Source organism: Catenulispora sp. EB89 (genome assembly GCF_041261445.1).
Taxonomy (GTDB): Bacteria; Actinomycetota; Actinomycetes; order Streptomycetales; family Catenulisporaceae; genus Catenulispora.
Window position 1 is genome coordinate 372,154 of the sequence record NZ_JBGCCU010000004.1, and the last position, 16,597, is coordinate 388,750.

The window sequence follows — 16,597 nt, forward strand, 5'->3', positions numbered from 1 at the left end:
TGCCACACTGGTCTGCGTAAAGTCGGATTACGGAGGGGCCAGCGGTGGCTGGGGATCAAGAGAACGCAGAAGACAGCCACGGCGCGGAGGGGATCCTGGTCGCCGGGCGGTACCGGCTTCTCGAACGGCTCGGCGCGGGCGGCATGGGGCGGGTCTGGAAGGCCTACGACGAGTCGCTGGACTGCGAGGTGGCCGTCAAGGAGGTCTGGCTGCCGCCGATGCTCTCGGACGCCGAGCGCGCCGACCGGCTGGCCCGCGCCCAGCGCGAGGCCCGCAACGCCGCGCGCATGCGCAACCACCCGCACATCGTCTCCGTCCACGACATGGTGTCCGACCAGGGCATGCCGTGGATCGTCATGGACCTGATCCCCTCGCAGAACCTGATGCAGGCCGTCGAGCAGTACGGCCCGCTGCCCCAGGAGCAGGTCGCCAAGATCGGCCTGGGCGTGCTGGACGCGCTGACCGCCAGCCACGCGGCCGGGATCCTGCACCGCGATGTGAAGCCGGCGAACGTCCTGCTCACCACGGACGGCCGGGTGCTGCTCACCGACTTCGGCATCGCGGTCCAGGAGTCCGACCATACGATGACGGCCTCCGGCGTCCTGGTCGGCTCGCCGGAGTTCGTGGCGCCCGAGCGCGCCCGGGGCGAGTCCAGCAACGGCGCGTCCGACCTGTTCTCGCTGGGCGCGACCCTGTACTTCGCCGCCGAGGGCCGCTCGCCGTTCACCCGGGACACGGCGGTCGGCGTGCTGACCGCGATCCTGTTCGAGGAGACGGCGCCGGTGACGCGGGTACCCGCGCTGGCACCGCTGATCAGCGGGCTGCTCACGAAGGACCCCGCAGCGCGCTGGAACGCGGCGCGGGCGCGGCCGGAGTTGGAACGGCTGAGCGGGGCGACGCCGGGGTCGGGGACGCTGCTGGAGGGGATACCCGGGGCGACGAATCCGACGAATCCGTTCGTGGTGCCGGCGACGATGGTCGCGGGGACGAACGGGGACAGCGGCACGCCGGGGTCGGGGACGCCTGGGTTCGGTACCCCTGGGTTCGGTACCCCTGGGTTCGGTGCTCCGGGAACCGGTACTCCCGGCGCGGGGACGCCGATACCCGGGATGGTCTCCACGGCGCCGCCGACGATGGCCGCCGACGCGGTCGGTCCTCTGGGCCCGAACAGCGGAGGCATACCGGGCGCGCCGGGGTTCGGGATGCCCGGCGGGGTCGGGCCGAATTCGGGGCCGGGTGTCGGTTCGGGGTTCACCGGGGGTTCGCAGACTCCTTATCCGCCGCAGAACATGCCTTTCGGGCCGGGTGGCCCCACCGGCCCGATGGGCCCGGGCTCCGGCTACCAGACCGCGCCGATGCCCGCGCCGAAGAACAACACCGGGCGCAACGTCGGCCTCGGCGTCGGCGCGCTGGTGCTCGTCGGCGGCGTCGTCGCGGCGATCGCCCTGTCCGGCGGGGGCGGCGGAAACAACAATCAGAACGCGAACACGCCGGTCGGACAGGTCACGAACCAGTCGGCGGCGCCCAACTCGCCGTCCGGCTCGTCCTCGGGTTCGGTACCGACGAACGGACCGAACTCGACGCAGGGCTCGAGCACGCCCGGCTCGTCGAGCCCGAGCGCGTCGAGCACGTCGAGTTCCACGGACCCGACGACCTGGGACACGGCGTCCACGGACCAGACGGCCTTCATCCCGGACGCGCTGCTGCCGGTGTCGTTCACGGACGACAAGGGCGTGGTGTACACCGCGACGAACCGCTGGACCGACAAGTGCGTCAACTCTTATGAGAGTGCCCAGTTGAAGGCGCTGCTGACGCAGTACCAGTGCCAGAACCAAGCGATCGGCACGTACACCGACAGCACCGGCCGGATCCTGGTGGACATGGCGGTCCTGCCGCTGCCGGACGCGCAGACCGCGAAGACCGCGTTCCAGACCATGCAGAACAAGAACGCGTTCACCGTCGAGGACTGGGGTATCTGGTGCCCCAAGTCCGGCCCCGGCGCGGACGTGTGCGGATCCGGCAAGAACACCGGCAGCGCGCAGCAGTACGGCTACATCCAGCCCGACCACCGGTATCTGGTCCACGCGGTGTCGCTCTACATCAACCTCACCACGGACGCGTCGGCGCAGTCGTGGCTGAAGCCGGCCGCCACCAGCGCGGCGAAGCAGGGCGGCCCGCAGGTCGCGGTGCAGTAAGCCGCGGTGCCAGCCGCGGGCGTAACAAGCGGTGCAACAACTCGAGACAGCAGGGACCTGATGACGAGGGAGGGCGGGGCCTTGTCCGTGCAGCGTGGGGATCTGGTCGCCGGACGGTACCGGACCGGCGAGCCGCTGGGACCGGCGTGGCGAGCGCACGACGAGACCGGCGACGGCAGCGAAGTACTGCTGGTACCGATCACACCCCCGGGGGAGGACGCAGGCGCCGACGACGCCCCCGGCCCCCTGGACACCGACCGCTGGCGCAACCGCCCCGGCACCCCGCCGGTCACCGCCACCGCGACCGGCGACGCCGGCGCCTGGCTGGTGACGAAGCCGGTAGCGGCCCGCACCCTGACCGAAGCGGTGGCGCAGTGGGGCGCCCTCCCCGCCGAGCAGGTACTCCTCATCGCGGCCGGAGCGACAACCGCGCTGGCCGCGAACGGCCCCCGCATCTCGGCCACCCCGGACCACATCCTCCTGACCGACGAAGGCCAGGTCCTCCTCCTCCCGATCGAGACGACGGAGAACGACCTCCCCACCCTCGGCGCCGCCCTGTTCCTGGCCGCCGAAGGCCGCCCGGCCTCCGAAGGCACCACCGGCACCCCCCGCCAACCGCAGCTCACAACCCTGATCACCGGCCTGACGCAGCCCGAAGGCGACCGCGCGAGCACACTGGACAGGACGTTCGCGGAGCTGTCCCGCCTTGGCGCGCCGCTGACGAGCGCGCACGGCGCCGACACGCTGCACGAGGCGCAGGCGGCGAGCGCCGCGGCTGCTGATGCCGAAGCGAGCGAGGTGCCGACGCAGACCATGTCGGCGGCCGAGCTGCTTGCCGAGACCGGCGAGAGCGAAGTCGCGGTCGAAGCTGATGACGACGAGGTACCGACACAAACGATGTCGGCAGCCGAGCTGCTTGCCGAGACCAGCGAGAGCGAAGTCGCGGTCGAAGCTGATGATGACGATGCTGACGCGACGCACGTGTCAGAGATCGAATCGCCCGGCGAGGTCCCGGCGCCCGAGGCCGAGACCACCAGCCTGGACCCCCTCGCCGCCGATGCCGAAGCTCCTGGCGCCGCCGACGAGGTCCCAGCAGCTGAGGCCGAAACCGCCAGCCTCGAATCGCCCTCGGACGAGATTCCGGCGACCGAGACCGACACGGCCAGCCTGGAATCCGCCGCCGACACCGACGAAACGGCGACCCGGCAGGTTCCCCTGGTCGGTGCCGATGCGATCCCGACAGCCGAGGCCGAGACCAGCAACCTGGAATCCCCTGCCGACGAAACGGCGACCCGCCAGGTTCCCCTGATCGCCGCCGCCGCAGCAGCCGAAGCCCTGGCGTCCGACACCGACTCCACCGCGACCCGCCAGGTCCCCACCCTCGACCTCGAGTCCGCCGCCGACGCGATCCCCACCGACTCGACCGAGGAGATCCCCTCCCCGGACGACTCCGCGACCAAGGCGCTGCCGATCCCGGCCGCCGAGTCGTCGCCGAATCCGTTCGTCGCCCCGACCCAGGTTGCCGACGCCGTCCCGCTGCCGGGACCGCCCCAGCAGCCCATCCCGCCCGGCGCGCCCATGGCCCCGGCCGTGCCCCCGACCCAGGCCGCCGACGCGGTCCCGCCGCCCGGCGCGCCGAACCCGTGGTTGCAGGCCCCGCAGCCCCAGCCCCAGCCGATGCCGCAAGGCGGCCCGGCCCCGCAGTTCCAGCCCCAGCAAGGCCCCTGGCAGCAAGGCGCCCCCGGCCCGCAGCCGGTGCCGCCGGGCCCGTGGGGTCCCGGCCCCGGCCAGCCGCCGTACCCGCCGGGGCAGCAGCCCTACTTCCCGCAGCAGGGGGCGCCGGCGGGCAAGGGCAACGGCGGGAAGACCGCCGCGATCATCGTCGCGGCCGTCGTCGCGGTGGCGGCGGTGGTGTCGCTGGTCGTGGTGGTCACGCGGGGCAACAACGGGTCGTCCGACACCATCAACAACGCCGCGAACTCCTCGACGTCCGGGGCGACCAGCGGGCCGACGTCGGTGCCTGGGACCAACTTCCCCACCGGGTCGACGTCCGGTTCCGACGACTCCGCGCCGACCGACACCGCCAGTGACACCTCCAGCGACGCCACCGACACCGACACGGCCAGCACCAGCGACTCGCCGCCGGAGCTGACCTCGACGCCGTTCGACCCTACGGTGCTCAACGCGTTCCAGACGGACAAGACGCCGCTGGACGTGAACTCGCTCGTGCCGCAGGACTTCACCGACGACAAGGGCGTGCACTACTCGCTCAAGGCCGGCAGCGTGCAGCCCTGCGTGCAGACCGACATGTCCAACAACATGCAGGACATCCTGACCTCCAACAGCTGCAGCAAGGAGATCGCGGCCGCCTACGTCGACGACAGCGGCCAGTACCTGATCTCGGTCAAGGTCCTGCCGCTGCCCGACCAGCACACCGCGACCACCGTCTACAACGACCTCGCGCAGCAGTCCGCCGCCGACTTCGGCATCTGGTGCCCGGAGAGCGGCCCCGGTTCCAGCGCCTGCCAGGGCGACTACCAGTCGGCGACCATCAAGCAGTACCGCGAGCAGCAGCACCGCTACATCATCCTGTCGGTGGCGCTGGCCGTGAACCACTCGCAGTCCACGGAGATCACGCCGTGGCTGGACGCCGCCGCGAAGAAGGCCGTGGACAGCGCCGGTCCGTTGAACTGGTCCGGGAACCAGTAGCACCGAACGCCATGAGGCCCCTGCGAATCACCTTCGCAGGGGCCTCAATCAGTTGGCCTCAATCAGTCAACCGCAATCAGTCGGCCGCAATCAGTCAACCGCAACAACACTCGCCGATCAGCAGACGCCGCAAGCGTCCTCCGCCCCGGCCGACGCCGCCGCCGACGCCGAAACCGCCGGCTTCCCGATCGAAGGCATCCCCAGCGCCACAGCCGCCGTCCGCCGCTCCGCCTCCGGCTGCTCCTGCCGAGCCTGCCACGCGTCACCGGACCGCGTCCGTCGCAGAACCTTGATGGCGCTGCCGCCCTCGGGCCCGTCGGCGTTCAGATGGTGCGGCGCGGCATACGTGATCTCCACCGACACCATGTCGCCGGGACGCGGCAAGTCAACGGCAGCCGTGTCGCCCACAGCAAAGTGCACCAACCGGTTGTCCGGAGCCCGCCCCGACATCCGCCGCGTCTCCCCGTTCTTACGCCCCTCGCCCTCGGCGACCAGCAGCTCGACGGTCCGCCCGACCTGCTTCTTGTTCTCCTCCCAGGAGATCTCCTCCTGCAGCGCGACCAACCGCTCGTACCGCGCCTGCACGACCTCCTTGGGCACCTGCCCCTCCATCGTGGCCGCGGGCGTCCCGGGCCGCTTGGAGTACTGGAACGTGAACGCGGCCGAGAACCGCGCCTCGCGCACCACGTGCATCGTCTCCTCGAAGTCCTCCTCGGTCTCCCCGGGGAAGCCGACGATGATGTCGGTGGTGATCGCCGCGTCCGGCATCGCCGCCCGCACCCGCTCGATGATGCCCAGGTAGCGGTCCTGCCGGTAGGAGCGCCGCATCGCGCGCAGCACCGTGTCCGAGCCGGACTGCAGCGGCATGTGCAGCTGCGGCATGACGTTCGGCGTCTCGGCCATCGCCGCGATCACGTCGTCGGTGAAGTCCCGCGGATGCGGCGAGGTGAAGCGCACCCGCTCCAGGCCCTCGATCTGCCCGCACGCGCGCAGCAGCTGCGCGAACGCCTCCCGGTCCCCGCTGTGTCCATTGGCGGCTCCGCCGAATTCCGACCCGTACGCGTTGACGTTCTGCCCCAGCAGCGTCACCTCGCACACGCCCTCGGCGACCAGCGCCTCGATCTCGGACAGGATCTCCCCGGGCCGCCGGTCCTTCTCCTTGCCGCGCAACGCGGGCACGATGCAGAAGGTGCAGGTGTTGTTGCACCCGACGGACACGCTGACCCACGCCGCGTACGCCGACTCCCGCCGCGTCGGCAGCGTGGAGGGGAACACGTCCAGCGACTCCAGGATCTCCACCTGGGCCTCGTCCTGTACCCGGGCGCGCTCCAGCAACACCGGCAACGACCCGATGTTGTGCGTCCCGAACACCACGTCCACCCACGGCGCGCGCCGCGTGATCTCCCCGCGGTCCTTCTGCGCCAGGCACCCCCCGACCGCGATCCGCATCCCCGGCCGGGCCGCCTTCACCGAGGCCAGGTGCCCCAGGTTCCCGTAGAGCCGGTTGTCGGCGTTCTCCCGCACCGCGCAGGTGTTGAGCACCACCACGTCCGCCTCGGCGGCGCCGTCCTCGGCGCGCACATAGCCGGCGCCTTCGAGCAGGCCGGACAGGCGCTCGGAGTCGTGGACGTTCATCTGGCAGCCGTAGGTGCGGACGATGTATGTCTTGTCGGTCGCGGTGTCGGGCATGCCTACCAGGATAGGCGCTGCGGCCGCGTGGGCAGGCCGTCCCCGGCCACCCGCGGCTACTTGGCCGCGAAGCCGCCGTAGAAGACGGCCAGTCCCCCGGCGGCGAACAGGCCGGCGATGATCCAGAACCGGATGGTCACGTTGACCTCGTTCCAGCCCAGCATCTCGAAGTGGTGGTGGATCGGCGCGATCTTGAAGACCCGTTTGCCGTGCCGCAGCTTGTACGACCCGACCTGGATCACCACCGACATCAGCTCGGTCACGAACAGGCCGCCGATGACCACGGCGAGCAGTTCGGTGCGGGAGCAGATGGCCAGGCCGGCGAAGGCGCCGCCGAGCGCCAGGGAGCCGGTGTCGCCCATGAAGATCTTGGCCGGGGTGGCGTTCCACCACAGGAAGCCGAAGCACGCGCCGACCAGCGCGGCGCCCACGACCGCCAGGTCCAGGGGGTCGCGGACCTGGTAGCAGCCGCCGTGCGGGGCCAGGCCGCAGGGCTGGCCATACTGCCAGATGCCGATCACCGTGTAGGCGCCGAACGCCAGCACCGAGGCGCCGGCGGCGAGGCCGTCCTGGCCGTCGGTGATGTTGACGGCGTTGGCCCAGCCGGCGGTCATGACGTAGCACCATCCGACGAACAGGATCGGGCCCAGGCCCAGCCAGCTGACGTCGTGCAGGACGGACACGTGGTCGCTGGCCGGGGTGATCCCCAGGGAGTTGCGGAACCGCAGCGCCAGCACGGCGAAGGCGATGGTCACCGAGCACTGGCCGACCAGCTTCGCCTTGGCCCGCAGCCCCAGCGACCGGCTCCGGTTGATCTTGATGAAGTCGTCGAGGAACCCGACGGCCCCCATCCCGGTCATCAGCAGCAGCACCAGCAGCGCCGAGGGCGTCGGCGCCTTGCCGATGATCGCCTTGGTGAGGAAGTACCCGATCAGCACGGAGAGCACGATCACCGTGCCGCCCATGGTCGGCGTGCCCCGCTTGACCAGATGCGTCTTCGGGCCGTCCTCGCGGACTTCCTGGCCGTAGCCGCGCTTTTTGAAGAACCTGATCGCGACCGGGGTGCCCAAAAGCGAACATATCAGCGCGATGGACATGGCGTAGAGCACCGATCGCATCACGGGGTGGGTCCTCCAACGGGGTGCGCGTTCGGGGGGAACGACGGAGTCATAGTACGCAGAGGGAAAGCCTTACCGTGGCACGGGTCTGACTAGCCGATGAGCCTTCGCGACGCCATCGCGAAGCTGACGCCGTCACGACGCTGAGGAAGTCGCCTGGTCTCGCTCGAAGTAGATCCAGTACTGCTGGAGATGCGGCGGAATCTCCGTCCCCACGTACGGTGTCCGCTCCACGAACCCGCGCGAGCGGTACAGGCGCTGGGCGTCCGCCATGAAGCGGACCGTGTCGAGGCGCACAACGCGCGCCCGCATCTGCCGCGCCTCCTCGAGCAGGCGGTCGAGCAGCCGCGAGCCGACATGCATCCCGCGGCACTCGGGCACCACGTACATCCGCTTCACCTCGACGACGCCGGGCTCCAGCGTGCGCAGCCCGGCCACGCCGACCAGCCCGCCGGCCGCGTCCTGCGCCACGAACAGGGCTTTCGACGGGTCGCGGTACTCCTCCAGCGAGTCGCGCAGGCCGGAGACGTCGGTCGGCGAGTCCTCGACGCCGAAGGTCTCCTGGAGCTCCCGCAGCGCCGTGGTCATGTAGTCCACCAGCAGCTTGGTGATCTCCTCGGCCTCGGTGGAGAGGTCGGCGCGGCGGACGACGATCGTCATGGGATGGACAATAGCCGGTATGGCACCGGCACCCCACCTGAACCCGGACGCACTCCACACCCTCCACCAGACGATCGCGGCCCGCGTCGGACGCGCCGAGCTGCCCGGCGTGGTGACGCTCGTCGCCCGGGTCGGCGACGACGGCTCCGAACAGGTCGACGTCGGCGTCTTCGGCGAGACCGGCCTCGGCTCCGGCGACCCGATGCGCCGCGACACCCCGTTCCGCATCACCTCGATGACCAAGCCGATCGTCGCCGCCACGGTCCTGGCCCTGGCCGAGGCCGGCGCGCTGGACCTCGACGCCCCGGTCGACGGCCTGCTCCCCGAGCTCGCCGACCGCAGGGTCCTGACGCACCTGGACGGCCCGCTGGACCGGACCGTCCCGGCCGAGCGCCCGATCACCGCCCGCGACCTGCTGACCTTCCGCCTCGGGTTCGGCATGAACGGCGGGCCGCCGGACATCAACCCGCCGTACCCGATCAACCTGGCCGCCGAGGCGCGCGACCTGGTCCTGGCACAGCCGGAGCCGCGGACGCCGCACACGCCGGACGAGTGGATCCGGCTGTTGGGCGAACTCCCGCTGATGGACCAGCCCGGCACGCGCTGGCGCTACAACGTCGGCTCGCTCGTCCAGGGCGTCCTGATCGCCCGCGCCGCCAAGGCACCTCTCGACGACGTCGTCAGGGAACTGATCTTCGACCCGCTGGGCATGGCCCGCACCGGTTTCAGCGTCCCCGAGGACCAGGCGCGCAGGCTCCCCGGCTGGTACTTCACCGACTCCGCCGCCGGAAAGCCGACGCGGCAGCCGGCCGAACCCTGGCAGACCTGGGCCGCTCCCGCCGTCTTCCCCTCCGGCGCGGCTGGCCTGATCAGCACGGCCGACGATTACTACGCCTTCGCGCGCATGCTGTTGCGCCACGGTTCGCACGAGGGCCGCCAGGTCCTGTCTCAGGAATCGGTCACGCTGATGACCACCAACCAGCTGACCCCGGAGCAGGTCGCCGAAGCCCCCTTCCCCCTCGACGGCGAAGGCTGGGGCATGGGGCTGTCCGTCACCGCCGGAGGCCGCTACGGCTGGGACGGCGGCTGGGGCACGTTCTGGGCCAACCACCCGCGCCTCGGCCTCTGCGCGATCTTCATGTCGCAGACCACTGACGCGATCTTCAACGGCACCACAGCCGAGTTCGACGCCCTCGCCACGCAAGCGGCCGCCTGAGGATTCCAAGGAGCCCGATGAGCACTCCCGTCATCACCGAGACCGACGTCAAAGCCGCCGCCGACCGCATCAGCTCCCGAGTGCGGCGCGTCGCCGTCACGCGCGCCGACGCCGACGTCGTCCCCGGCGCCGGCACCAACACCGCCGAGGTGTGGCTGGCCTGCGAGTTCATGCAGCACGGCGGCTCGTTCAAAGCGCGCGGCGCCCTGAACCTCGCCCTGCACCACCTCGAGAACGGCACCATGCCGCCCGAGGGCATCGCCATCGCCTCCGGCGGCAACGCCGCGATCGCCGCCGCGTGGGCCGGCCGCGCCGCCGGCATCAAGGTCACCGTCTTCGTCCCGGAGACCGCGCCGGCCGTGAAGGTCGCCAAGCTCCGCGCACTCGGCGCCGACGTACGCCTCGAAGGCACCGCCTACGCGCACGCGCTGGAGGCCTCCATCAAGCACGCCGAAGCCACCGGCGCCCTGCTCTCCCACGCCTACGACAACCCCCTGATCGCCGCCGGCGCCGGAACCTGCGCCGCCGAGATCCGCGACCAGGCCCCCGACATCGACACCGTCATGGTCGCGGTCGGAGGCGGCGGCCTGTTCGCCGGCACCGCCGCCGCGATGTTCCCGCACGGCGTCCGCGTGGTTGCCGTCGAACCCGAGAACTGCCGCGCCCTCAACGCCGCACTGGAAGCCGGCGGCCCGACGGACGTCGACGTGCAGTCCGTAGCCGCCGACTCCCTCGGCGCACGCCGCGTCTCCGAGACCGCACACCGCCTGGCGACCAACCCCCTGGCCACCTCGGTCCTGGTCACCGACGAGCAGATCATCGCAGCCCGCGCCGCCCTGTGGGAGGACCGCCGCGTGCTGGTGGAGCACGGCGCCGCGGCCGCGCTGGCCGCCTTGGCGTCCGGGCGGTACTCCCCGCGCGAGGGCGAACGGATCGCTGTCGTGCTGTGCGGCGCGAACACCGATCCGTCCGACCTGTCTCACTGAACCCCTACTGAGCCATCACTGCACGACCGACCACACGAACGTGGCCGTGCCGGACACCCCCGCGGGATCGGTGGCCGTCACGGTCACGGTGTACGTCCCCAGCGTGGTGCCGCTACCGGAGATCGTGCCGTTGCCGCTGATGCTGGTCCCCGGCGGCAGCCCGCTGGCCGTGAAGGTCAGCGTCTGCCCCTGCTTGGAGTCCACGGCCTGCATCGGGAAGGACACCGCCGCGCCCTTCGGGCTGCTGTAGCCGAAGGGGTTGACCACGCCGACCGTCTCCGCGCCCGGGACACCCGAGTTCGGCGTCACGTTCGCGCTGACCGCCGTGTTCGCCGACGACACCCCCGCGTAGGAGGCACCGGCGGCGACCTGACCGGTCAACGTGTTGGCCAGCGAAGTCGAACCGGTCAGCGGCAGGTTGTTGGAGGCATCGCCGACCCGGATGGCGTACGTCCCGGCCTGCGCCTCCCACTGGTTGTCGGTACTGGACCACGAGGCCAGGTTGTGAACCGTCAACGGGAAACTGACCTGCGCGCTCTGCCCCGGGTTGAGCATCACCCGCTGGAACCCGGCCAGCTGGTTCGGCGGGTCCTGACTGGCCGCCGGGTCGCCGACATACAGCTGCGCCACCTCGGCCCCGGCCACCGAGCCGGTGTTGGTGACCGTCGCGGACACCGTGGCCTGGCCGTTGGCGTTGAACCCGCCCACCGCCAGATTGGAGAAGGCGAACTTGGTGTACGACAGCCCGAAACCGAACGGGAACGCCGGCGTGATGTTCTGCGACTGATACCACCGGTAGCCGATGTTCACACCCTCGCTGTAGATCGGCCCCGTCGGCGTCCCCGGCCACTGCGCCGTCGTCTGCGCCGGAACCTGCGACAACGACGACGGGAACGTCACCGGCAACTTGCCCGACGGGTTCACCGTCCCGAAGATCAGCGAAGCCACCGCCGCACCGGTCTCCTGGCCGCCGTACCAGTTCTCGAACACACCGGCCACCGAGTTCAGCCACGGCATGACCACCGGCGAGCCGCTGTTGATCACCACGATCGTGTTCGGGTTCACCGCCGCCACGTCCGAGATCATCGTCTCGTCGGCGGCTGACACGTCGAGCGTCTTCAGGTCGCTCTCCTCGCCCTCCGGCGCACTGACGAAGACGATCGCATAGGTCGCAGCCTGCGCCGCAGCCACCGCCTGCGGGATGTTCGTCGTCCCGTTGTCGTCGCCGGCCGTGTAGGTGACCTTCACGTTCGGCCCGACCGCGTTCTGGATCCCGGTGACCGGCCAGACCGTGTTCGAGCTGTCGACCCCGCCACTACCACCGCCGGCGAGCTCCACCGCGGCGCCGCCGTCCGTCCCGAGAACCGCGATGCTCTTCGCAGTACTCGGATTCGGGTTCAGCGGCAGGATGCCGTTGTTCTTCAGCAGGACCGTGCCCTCCTGGCCCAGCTGCAGCGCGGTCTGCTGGTGCGCCGTAGTGGTCACCGTGTTCGCCAGCGCCCCGGACGCCGGGTTGTCGAACATCCCGAAGGCGAACATCTGGGTCAGGATCCTGGCCACGATGGCGTTCAGCGTCCCCTGGTCGAACTGGCCGGCGGCCAGCGCGTTGCCCAGGTTGGTCGCGTAGGAGTTGAACGGCATCGCGATGTCCAGGCCGCCGTTGGCGTCGGCGACCGCCGGACCCGCGGCGCCCCAGTCGGAGACGATGAAGCCGCCGTAGTTGGCCTGGGTGTCCAGGCCGTTGCGGAGCATCGAGGCGCTGGCGCAGGACGAGGCACCGTTGACCACGGCGTAGGAGCACATGAACGACGCCGGCGCGGACTGCGCGATCGAGTCCTGGAACGGAGCCAGGTACAGCTCCTGCATCGCCTGGTTGCCGACGATCTCGTTGTTGCCGCCGTTCGGGTACTGCTCCTGGTCGTAGGCGGCCACGTGCTTCACATCGGCCATCACGCCCTGGCTCTGCAGGCCCTTCACCTCGGCCGAGGTGACCTGGCCGGCCAGGAACGGGTCCTCGCCATAGGTTTCGTACGTCCGGCCCCAGCGCGGGTCGCGCACCACGTTGGATGTCGGGCCGAGCGAGACGTTGACGCCCTTGCCCGCGAACTCCGCGCCCTTGGCCGTCCCCTCCTGCCCGATCAGCGTCGTGTCCCAGGTCGCCGCGGCGGACTCCCCGTCGGGGAAGGCCGTCACGCCGCCGTTGCCGTCGCCGACCCCGGACGGTCCGTCCTCCATGTTGGTCTGCGCGATGCACAGGTTGGGGATGCCCGCGACGTGGCCGATGTAGTTCGTGGTGCCGTCGCCGGCGACCAGGGTCAGTTCCTCGGACTGGTTCATGGTGTTGAGGACCTGCTGGACCCGCTGCGCCACCGGAGCCGTCGAGCCGACCCAGGGGCAGACGCCGTTGCCGCCGTTGCCGTTGCCGCCGGTGACCGGCGGGATGTTGGTCAGGCCGTAGACGTCGAACTCGAGGATCGAGTATCCCCACTGCGTGGCCCGCGCCGTGCCGTACATGCGGACGTAGCGGTCGGTCGTGGAGACCGGGATCGTCTGGTGGCCGCCGGTCCCGGTGGTCGTGGAGTAGACGTTCGTCCAGGTCGTGTTGTCGTTGGAGACCTGGATCTGGAACGCCGAGGCGTACGCGTTCTCCCACAGGATGCCCACGTTGCAGATCTGCTGCTGGCTCCCGAGGTCGACCTCCAGCCACTGCGGGTCGCTGTACGCGCTCTCCCAGCGGGTGCCGGGGTCGCCGTCGGTGGCCGAGGGAGCCAGGTTGCCGGTGGCGGAGTACGTCGAGGACGCCGTGGTCGGCTGGTCCATCGCCAGGTCCTGCGTGCCGCAGTACTGGCCCGGGCCGGGCCCGCCGCCGCCCGATCCCTGCGTGAAGGTCAGGAAGTGCAGGTTGAAGCCGTTCGCGTCCTGCTTCACGGTCAGCGTCTGGGCCCCGGCCGGCAGGGTCAGCGTCGCCGTGACGTTGGTCCAGGTCGCGTAGCTCCCGGTGTTCGGGACGGCGACCGCCCCGGTGAGGTTGGCACCGGAAGCGTTTTCGACGTGCAGCGCGTCGGAGACCCCGTACGGCGACGACACCCGGAAGCTGACGGTGTACGTGCCGCTGGTGGCCACCTGGACCGTGTAGTTGAACCACTGCCCGGCGTTGGTCCAGCCCATGTCGTAGGCACCGCCGGTGGCACTGGTGTCCTGGGTGTCGCTGGTGTTCTCCAGGTCCACCGAGTCGGTGCGGTAGCCGGTGGCCGTGCCGTTCCCGGCGACCGTGTTGTAGGCGACGCCTTGGCCGCCGGTGTCGTAGTTGGCGACCTGGACGGTGCCGGGCACCGGTGCGGGCGTCCCGCCGAACGGCTTGTCGCCACCGCCGCCACCGCTGGCGGTGAGGGTGAAGGCCATGTTGTGGAAGTTGAAGCCGTTCGAGTCCTGCTTCACTGTCAGCGTCTGGGTGCCGGCGGGCAGAACCAGGCTGGCGGTGACGGTGGTCCAGGTCTCGTAGCCGCCGGTGTTGGGGACGGCGACCGAGCCGGTGAGGTTGGCGCCGGAGGAGTCGGCGATGTGCAGTGCGTCGGTCAGGCCGTATGGCGAGGACAGCCTGAAGGCAACGCTGTAGGTGCCGGCGGTAGCGACGTTGACGGTGTAGTTGAACCACTGCCCCGGCGTCGTCCAACCGATGTCATAGGCGCCACCGGCCGGGCTCGTGCCCAGCGTGTCGGCGGTGGTCTCCAGGTCGATCCCGTCGGCGCGGTAGCTGTTCGCCGAGCCGTTGCCGGGAGCCGTGTTGTAGGCGACGCCTTGGCCGCCGGTGTCGTAGTTCGCAGCCTCGACCAGGCCGGGTAGGGCCGCGGGCGTCCCGCCGAACGGGGTGCCGGCGGCGGCGTGCGCCTGGCTGGGCAAACCCGCCAGCGACGCGGCGAACAACGCCCCGGCCGCCAGCAGGGTCCGGAAAACCGGCCGTGGGCTGGACGTTCCTGGTCTGGACGTCCGTGGTCTGGCCGACCGCGGTCGGCCGCGCGCGGCTGTGAGGAGCCTCATTGCAGTCCCTTCAATCCTGGAGACCTCACCGATGGCAGCCGCGTACGGCCGGCGTGTCATCGGTGCGACGTGATCAGGGAGGGCGCCCTCGTTCGGCTTGAATATTGCGCGCGGGTTAACCACTGTCAATGAAGAACCGGTTCCGGAACCGTTCCCGTAACCGCATCCGTTACCGGTTCCGGGGCCTCGGAGCCAGGCCCCGGCAGCTCAACAGCGCTCTGCGATGAGATCACACCTCGGCGACGGTCCGCGCACCAACCTCAGAAGACTGAGACAAATCCCGGCGCTTCGCCTGGGGCCGCAACAGGATCAGGGCGGCGATCGCGGCCAGGGCCAGCATCCCGGCGCCGCTGCGGAACGCGAGGTGCAGCGCCTCGACGAAGGAGCTGTCCACGGTGTCGCGCAGGACCGGCGGCAGCGCGCGGCTCGCCGTGATCCCGCCGGCGCCGCCGTTCGTGACCGCGGCCACGACCTGGTGCGTGTGCGCGGCGTCGACGCCGTGCGCGTGCAGCCTGTCGTGGAGCAGGCCGGTCATCCGGCTGGTCAGGATCGCGCCGAGGGCGGCGATGCCGACCACGCCGCCGACCTCGCGCATGGTGTTCGTGACCGCCGAGGCCATGCCGGCCTTCGGGCCCGGGACGCGTTCGAGCACCGCGACCGAGACCGGCGCGAAGGACAGGCCCATGCCCAGGCCCATGACCGGCAGCGTCCACACGTACTGGTCGTAGTGCGCGCCGAGGCCGTAGAGCGACAGCCCTCCGAGCGCGATGGCGCACAGTGTCAGGCCGCTGACGAGCGCCGGACGCGGACCGAGGCGACCGGTGACGATACCGGCGACCGGGGCCGCCACCATGATCGAGGCGGTCGCGGGCAGCGAGCCGACCCCGGCCATGGTGGGCGACCAGCCGTAGACGTCCTGCATCAGCAACGGCAGGAAGAACAGCGCGCCGAACATCCCGAAGCTGACCATGAACCCGCTCATCAGGGCGCCGGTGATGACGCGGTCGCGGAAGAACGACAGGTCGAGCATCGGCGCCGCGCGCGTCGCCTCGATGACGAGGAACGCGGCCAGCGCGAGCACCGCGAGGGCCGCGGCGGTCAGCACCCGGGCGCTCTCCCAGCCCGAACTCGGCCCCTCGATGAGCGCGAACACCAGCGCGCCGAAGCCGAGGGCGCCGGTGACCTGGCCGGGGATGTCGAAGCGGTCGCGGCCGTCGTGGAACTCCGGCAGCACCCGCCGACCCACCAGCAGCGCCACGGCGCCGATCGGCACGTTGATCCAGAACACGCTGGACCAGCCGAAGGCGTCGACCAGCGGGCCGCCGACGGCCGGGCCGAGCGCGAGTCCGAGCCCTGAGATGCCGGACCACAGGCCGATGGCGCGGGCCCGCTCGCGAGGGTCCGGGAAGGTGTTGCGGATGATCGACAGGCTGCCCGGGGTCAGCAGCGCCGCCCCGACGCCCTGGAGCATGCGGGCCGCGACCAGCTCGCCGATCGAGCCGGACAGCGCGCAGAGCATCGAGCCGAGCGTGAAGCCGACTACGCCGGTCAGGAAGACGCGCTTGCGGCCGAGGCGATCGCCGAGCGTGCCGCCGGTCAGCAGGAGCGCGGCGTAGACCAGGGAGTAGCCCTCGACGACCCACTGCAGGCCGGTGACGCCGGCGTGGAGCTGGGAGCCGATCTTGGGCAGGGCGGTGTTGACCACGACGTTGTCGAGCATGGCCATGAACAGCGTGATGCACAGGGTGCCGAGGATCAGGGCCTTGCGACGGGAGGGTACCTCGCCGGTCGATGCCGCCGATGCGGCTGATGTTGCCGGTGCTGCCTGTGCTGCCTCTGCCGACGCTTCCGGCGGAGTCCCGTCGTCCGTCCCGCTGCGGGTTCGTTCCGGGATGGCTGGGTTGACCATGAAGCCCCCTGTTTCGAGGCGCGGGGCAGCCCGAAGCCGGGCGGAGCCACCGCGCGACGGCTGCCTAACGCCGTTAG

At 70.8% G+C, this 16,597-nt stretch carries 9 protein-coding genes; 4 read left to right on the forward strand and 5 right to left on the reverse strand.

Annotated elements, in window-relative coordinates; translation table 11 throughout:
- The first annotated feature begins 44 nt into the window (after positions 1-44).
- Both ABH920_RS11330 and ABH920_RS11335 read left to right on the forward strand, forming a co-directional pair.
- A complete protein-coding gene (locus ABH920_RS11330; protein WP_370348859.1) occupies positions 45-2,195 on the forward strand; it encodes a serine/threonine-protein kinase in 2,151 nt (716 codons plus the stop codon).
- A gap of 81 nt (positions 2,196-2,276) precedes the next feature.
- The gene (locus ABH920_RS11335) at positions 2,277-4,904 is read left to right on the forward strand and encodes a hypothetical protein (protein WP_370348860.1); all 2,628 of its coding nucleotides are present in this window, start codon (positions 2,277-2,279) and stop codon (positions 4,902-4,904) included.
- Between the two features lie 117 nt (positions 4,905-5,021).
- On the opposite strand, the gene miaB is transcribed toward ABH920_RS11335, so the two are convergent.
- The 3 genes from miaB to ABH920_RS11350 form a co-directional block, all read right to left on the reverse strand.
- A complete protein-coding gene (gene miaB / locus ABH920_RS11340) occupies positions 5,022-6,593 on the reverse strand; it encodes a tRNA (N6-isopentenyl adenosine(37)-C2)-methylthiotransferase MiaB (protein WP_370348861.1) in 1,572 nt (523 codons plus the stop codon).
- 56 nt (positions 6,594-6,649) lie between these two features.
- Positions 6,650-7,711: a phospho-N-acetylmuramoyl-pentapeptide-transferase gene (gene mraY, locus ABH920_RS11345; RefSeq protein WP_370349033.1), complete on the reverse strand. Its 1,062-nt coding sequence runs from the start codon at positions 7,709-7,711 to the stop codon at positions 6,650-6,652.
- A gap of 135 nt (positions 7,712-7,846) precedes the next feature.
- A complete protein-coding gene (locus ABH920_RS11350) occupies positions 7,847-8,371 on the reverse strand; it encodes a GNAT family N-acetyltransferase (protein ID WP_370348862.1) in 525 nt (174 codons plus the stop codon).
- 19 nt (positions 8,372-8,390) lie between these two features.
- Between ABH920_RS11350 and ABH920_RS11355 the strand changes: the two genes are divergently transcribed.
- Together ABH920_RS11355 and ABH920_RS11360 are read left to right on the forward strand one after the other, a co-directional pair.
- On the forward strand, positions 8,391-9,587 hold the full coding sequence (locus ABH920_RS11355) for a serine hydrolase domain-containing protein (protein ID WP_370348863.1): 1,197 nt from the start codon (positions 8,391-8,393) through the stop codon (positions 9,585-9,587).
- 17 nt (positions 9,588-9,604) lie between these two features.
- Complete coding sequence (locus ABH920_RS11360) at positions 9,605-10,573, forward strand: threonine/serine dehydratase (protein WP_370348864.1); 969 nt, start codon at positions 9,605-9,607, stop codon at positions 10,571-10,573.
- A 15-nt stretch (positions 10,574-10,588) separates the two neighbouring features.
- Here the strand turns inward: ABH920_RS11360 and ABH920_RS11365 are convergent, their stop codons facing one another.
- Both ABH920_RS11365 and ABH920_RS11370 read right to left on the reverse strand, forming a co-directional pair.
- Positions 10,589-14,611, reverse strand: coding sequence for a glycoside hydrolase family 3 C-terminal domain-containing protein (locus ABH920_RS11365; protein ID WP_370348865.1), 4,023 nt, complete (start codon positions 14,609-14,611; stop codon positions 10,589-10,591).
- A gap of 229 nt (positions 14,612-14,840) precedes the next feature.
- On the reverse strand, positions 14,841-16,520 hold the full coding sequence (locus tag ABH920_RS11370) for an MFS transporter (RefSeq protein WP_370348866.1): 1,680 nt from the start codon (positions 16,518-16,520) through the stop codon (positions 14,841-14,843).
- Positions 16,521-16,597: the final 77 nt, after the last annotated feature.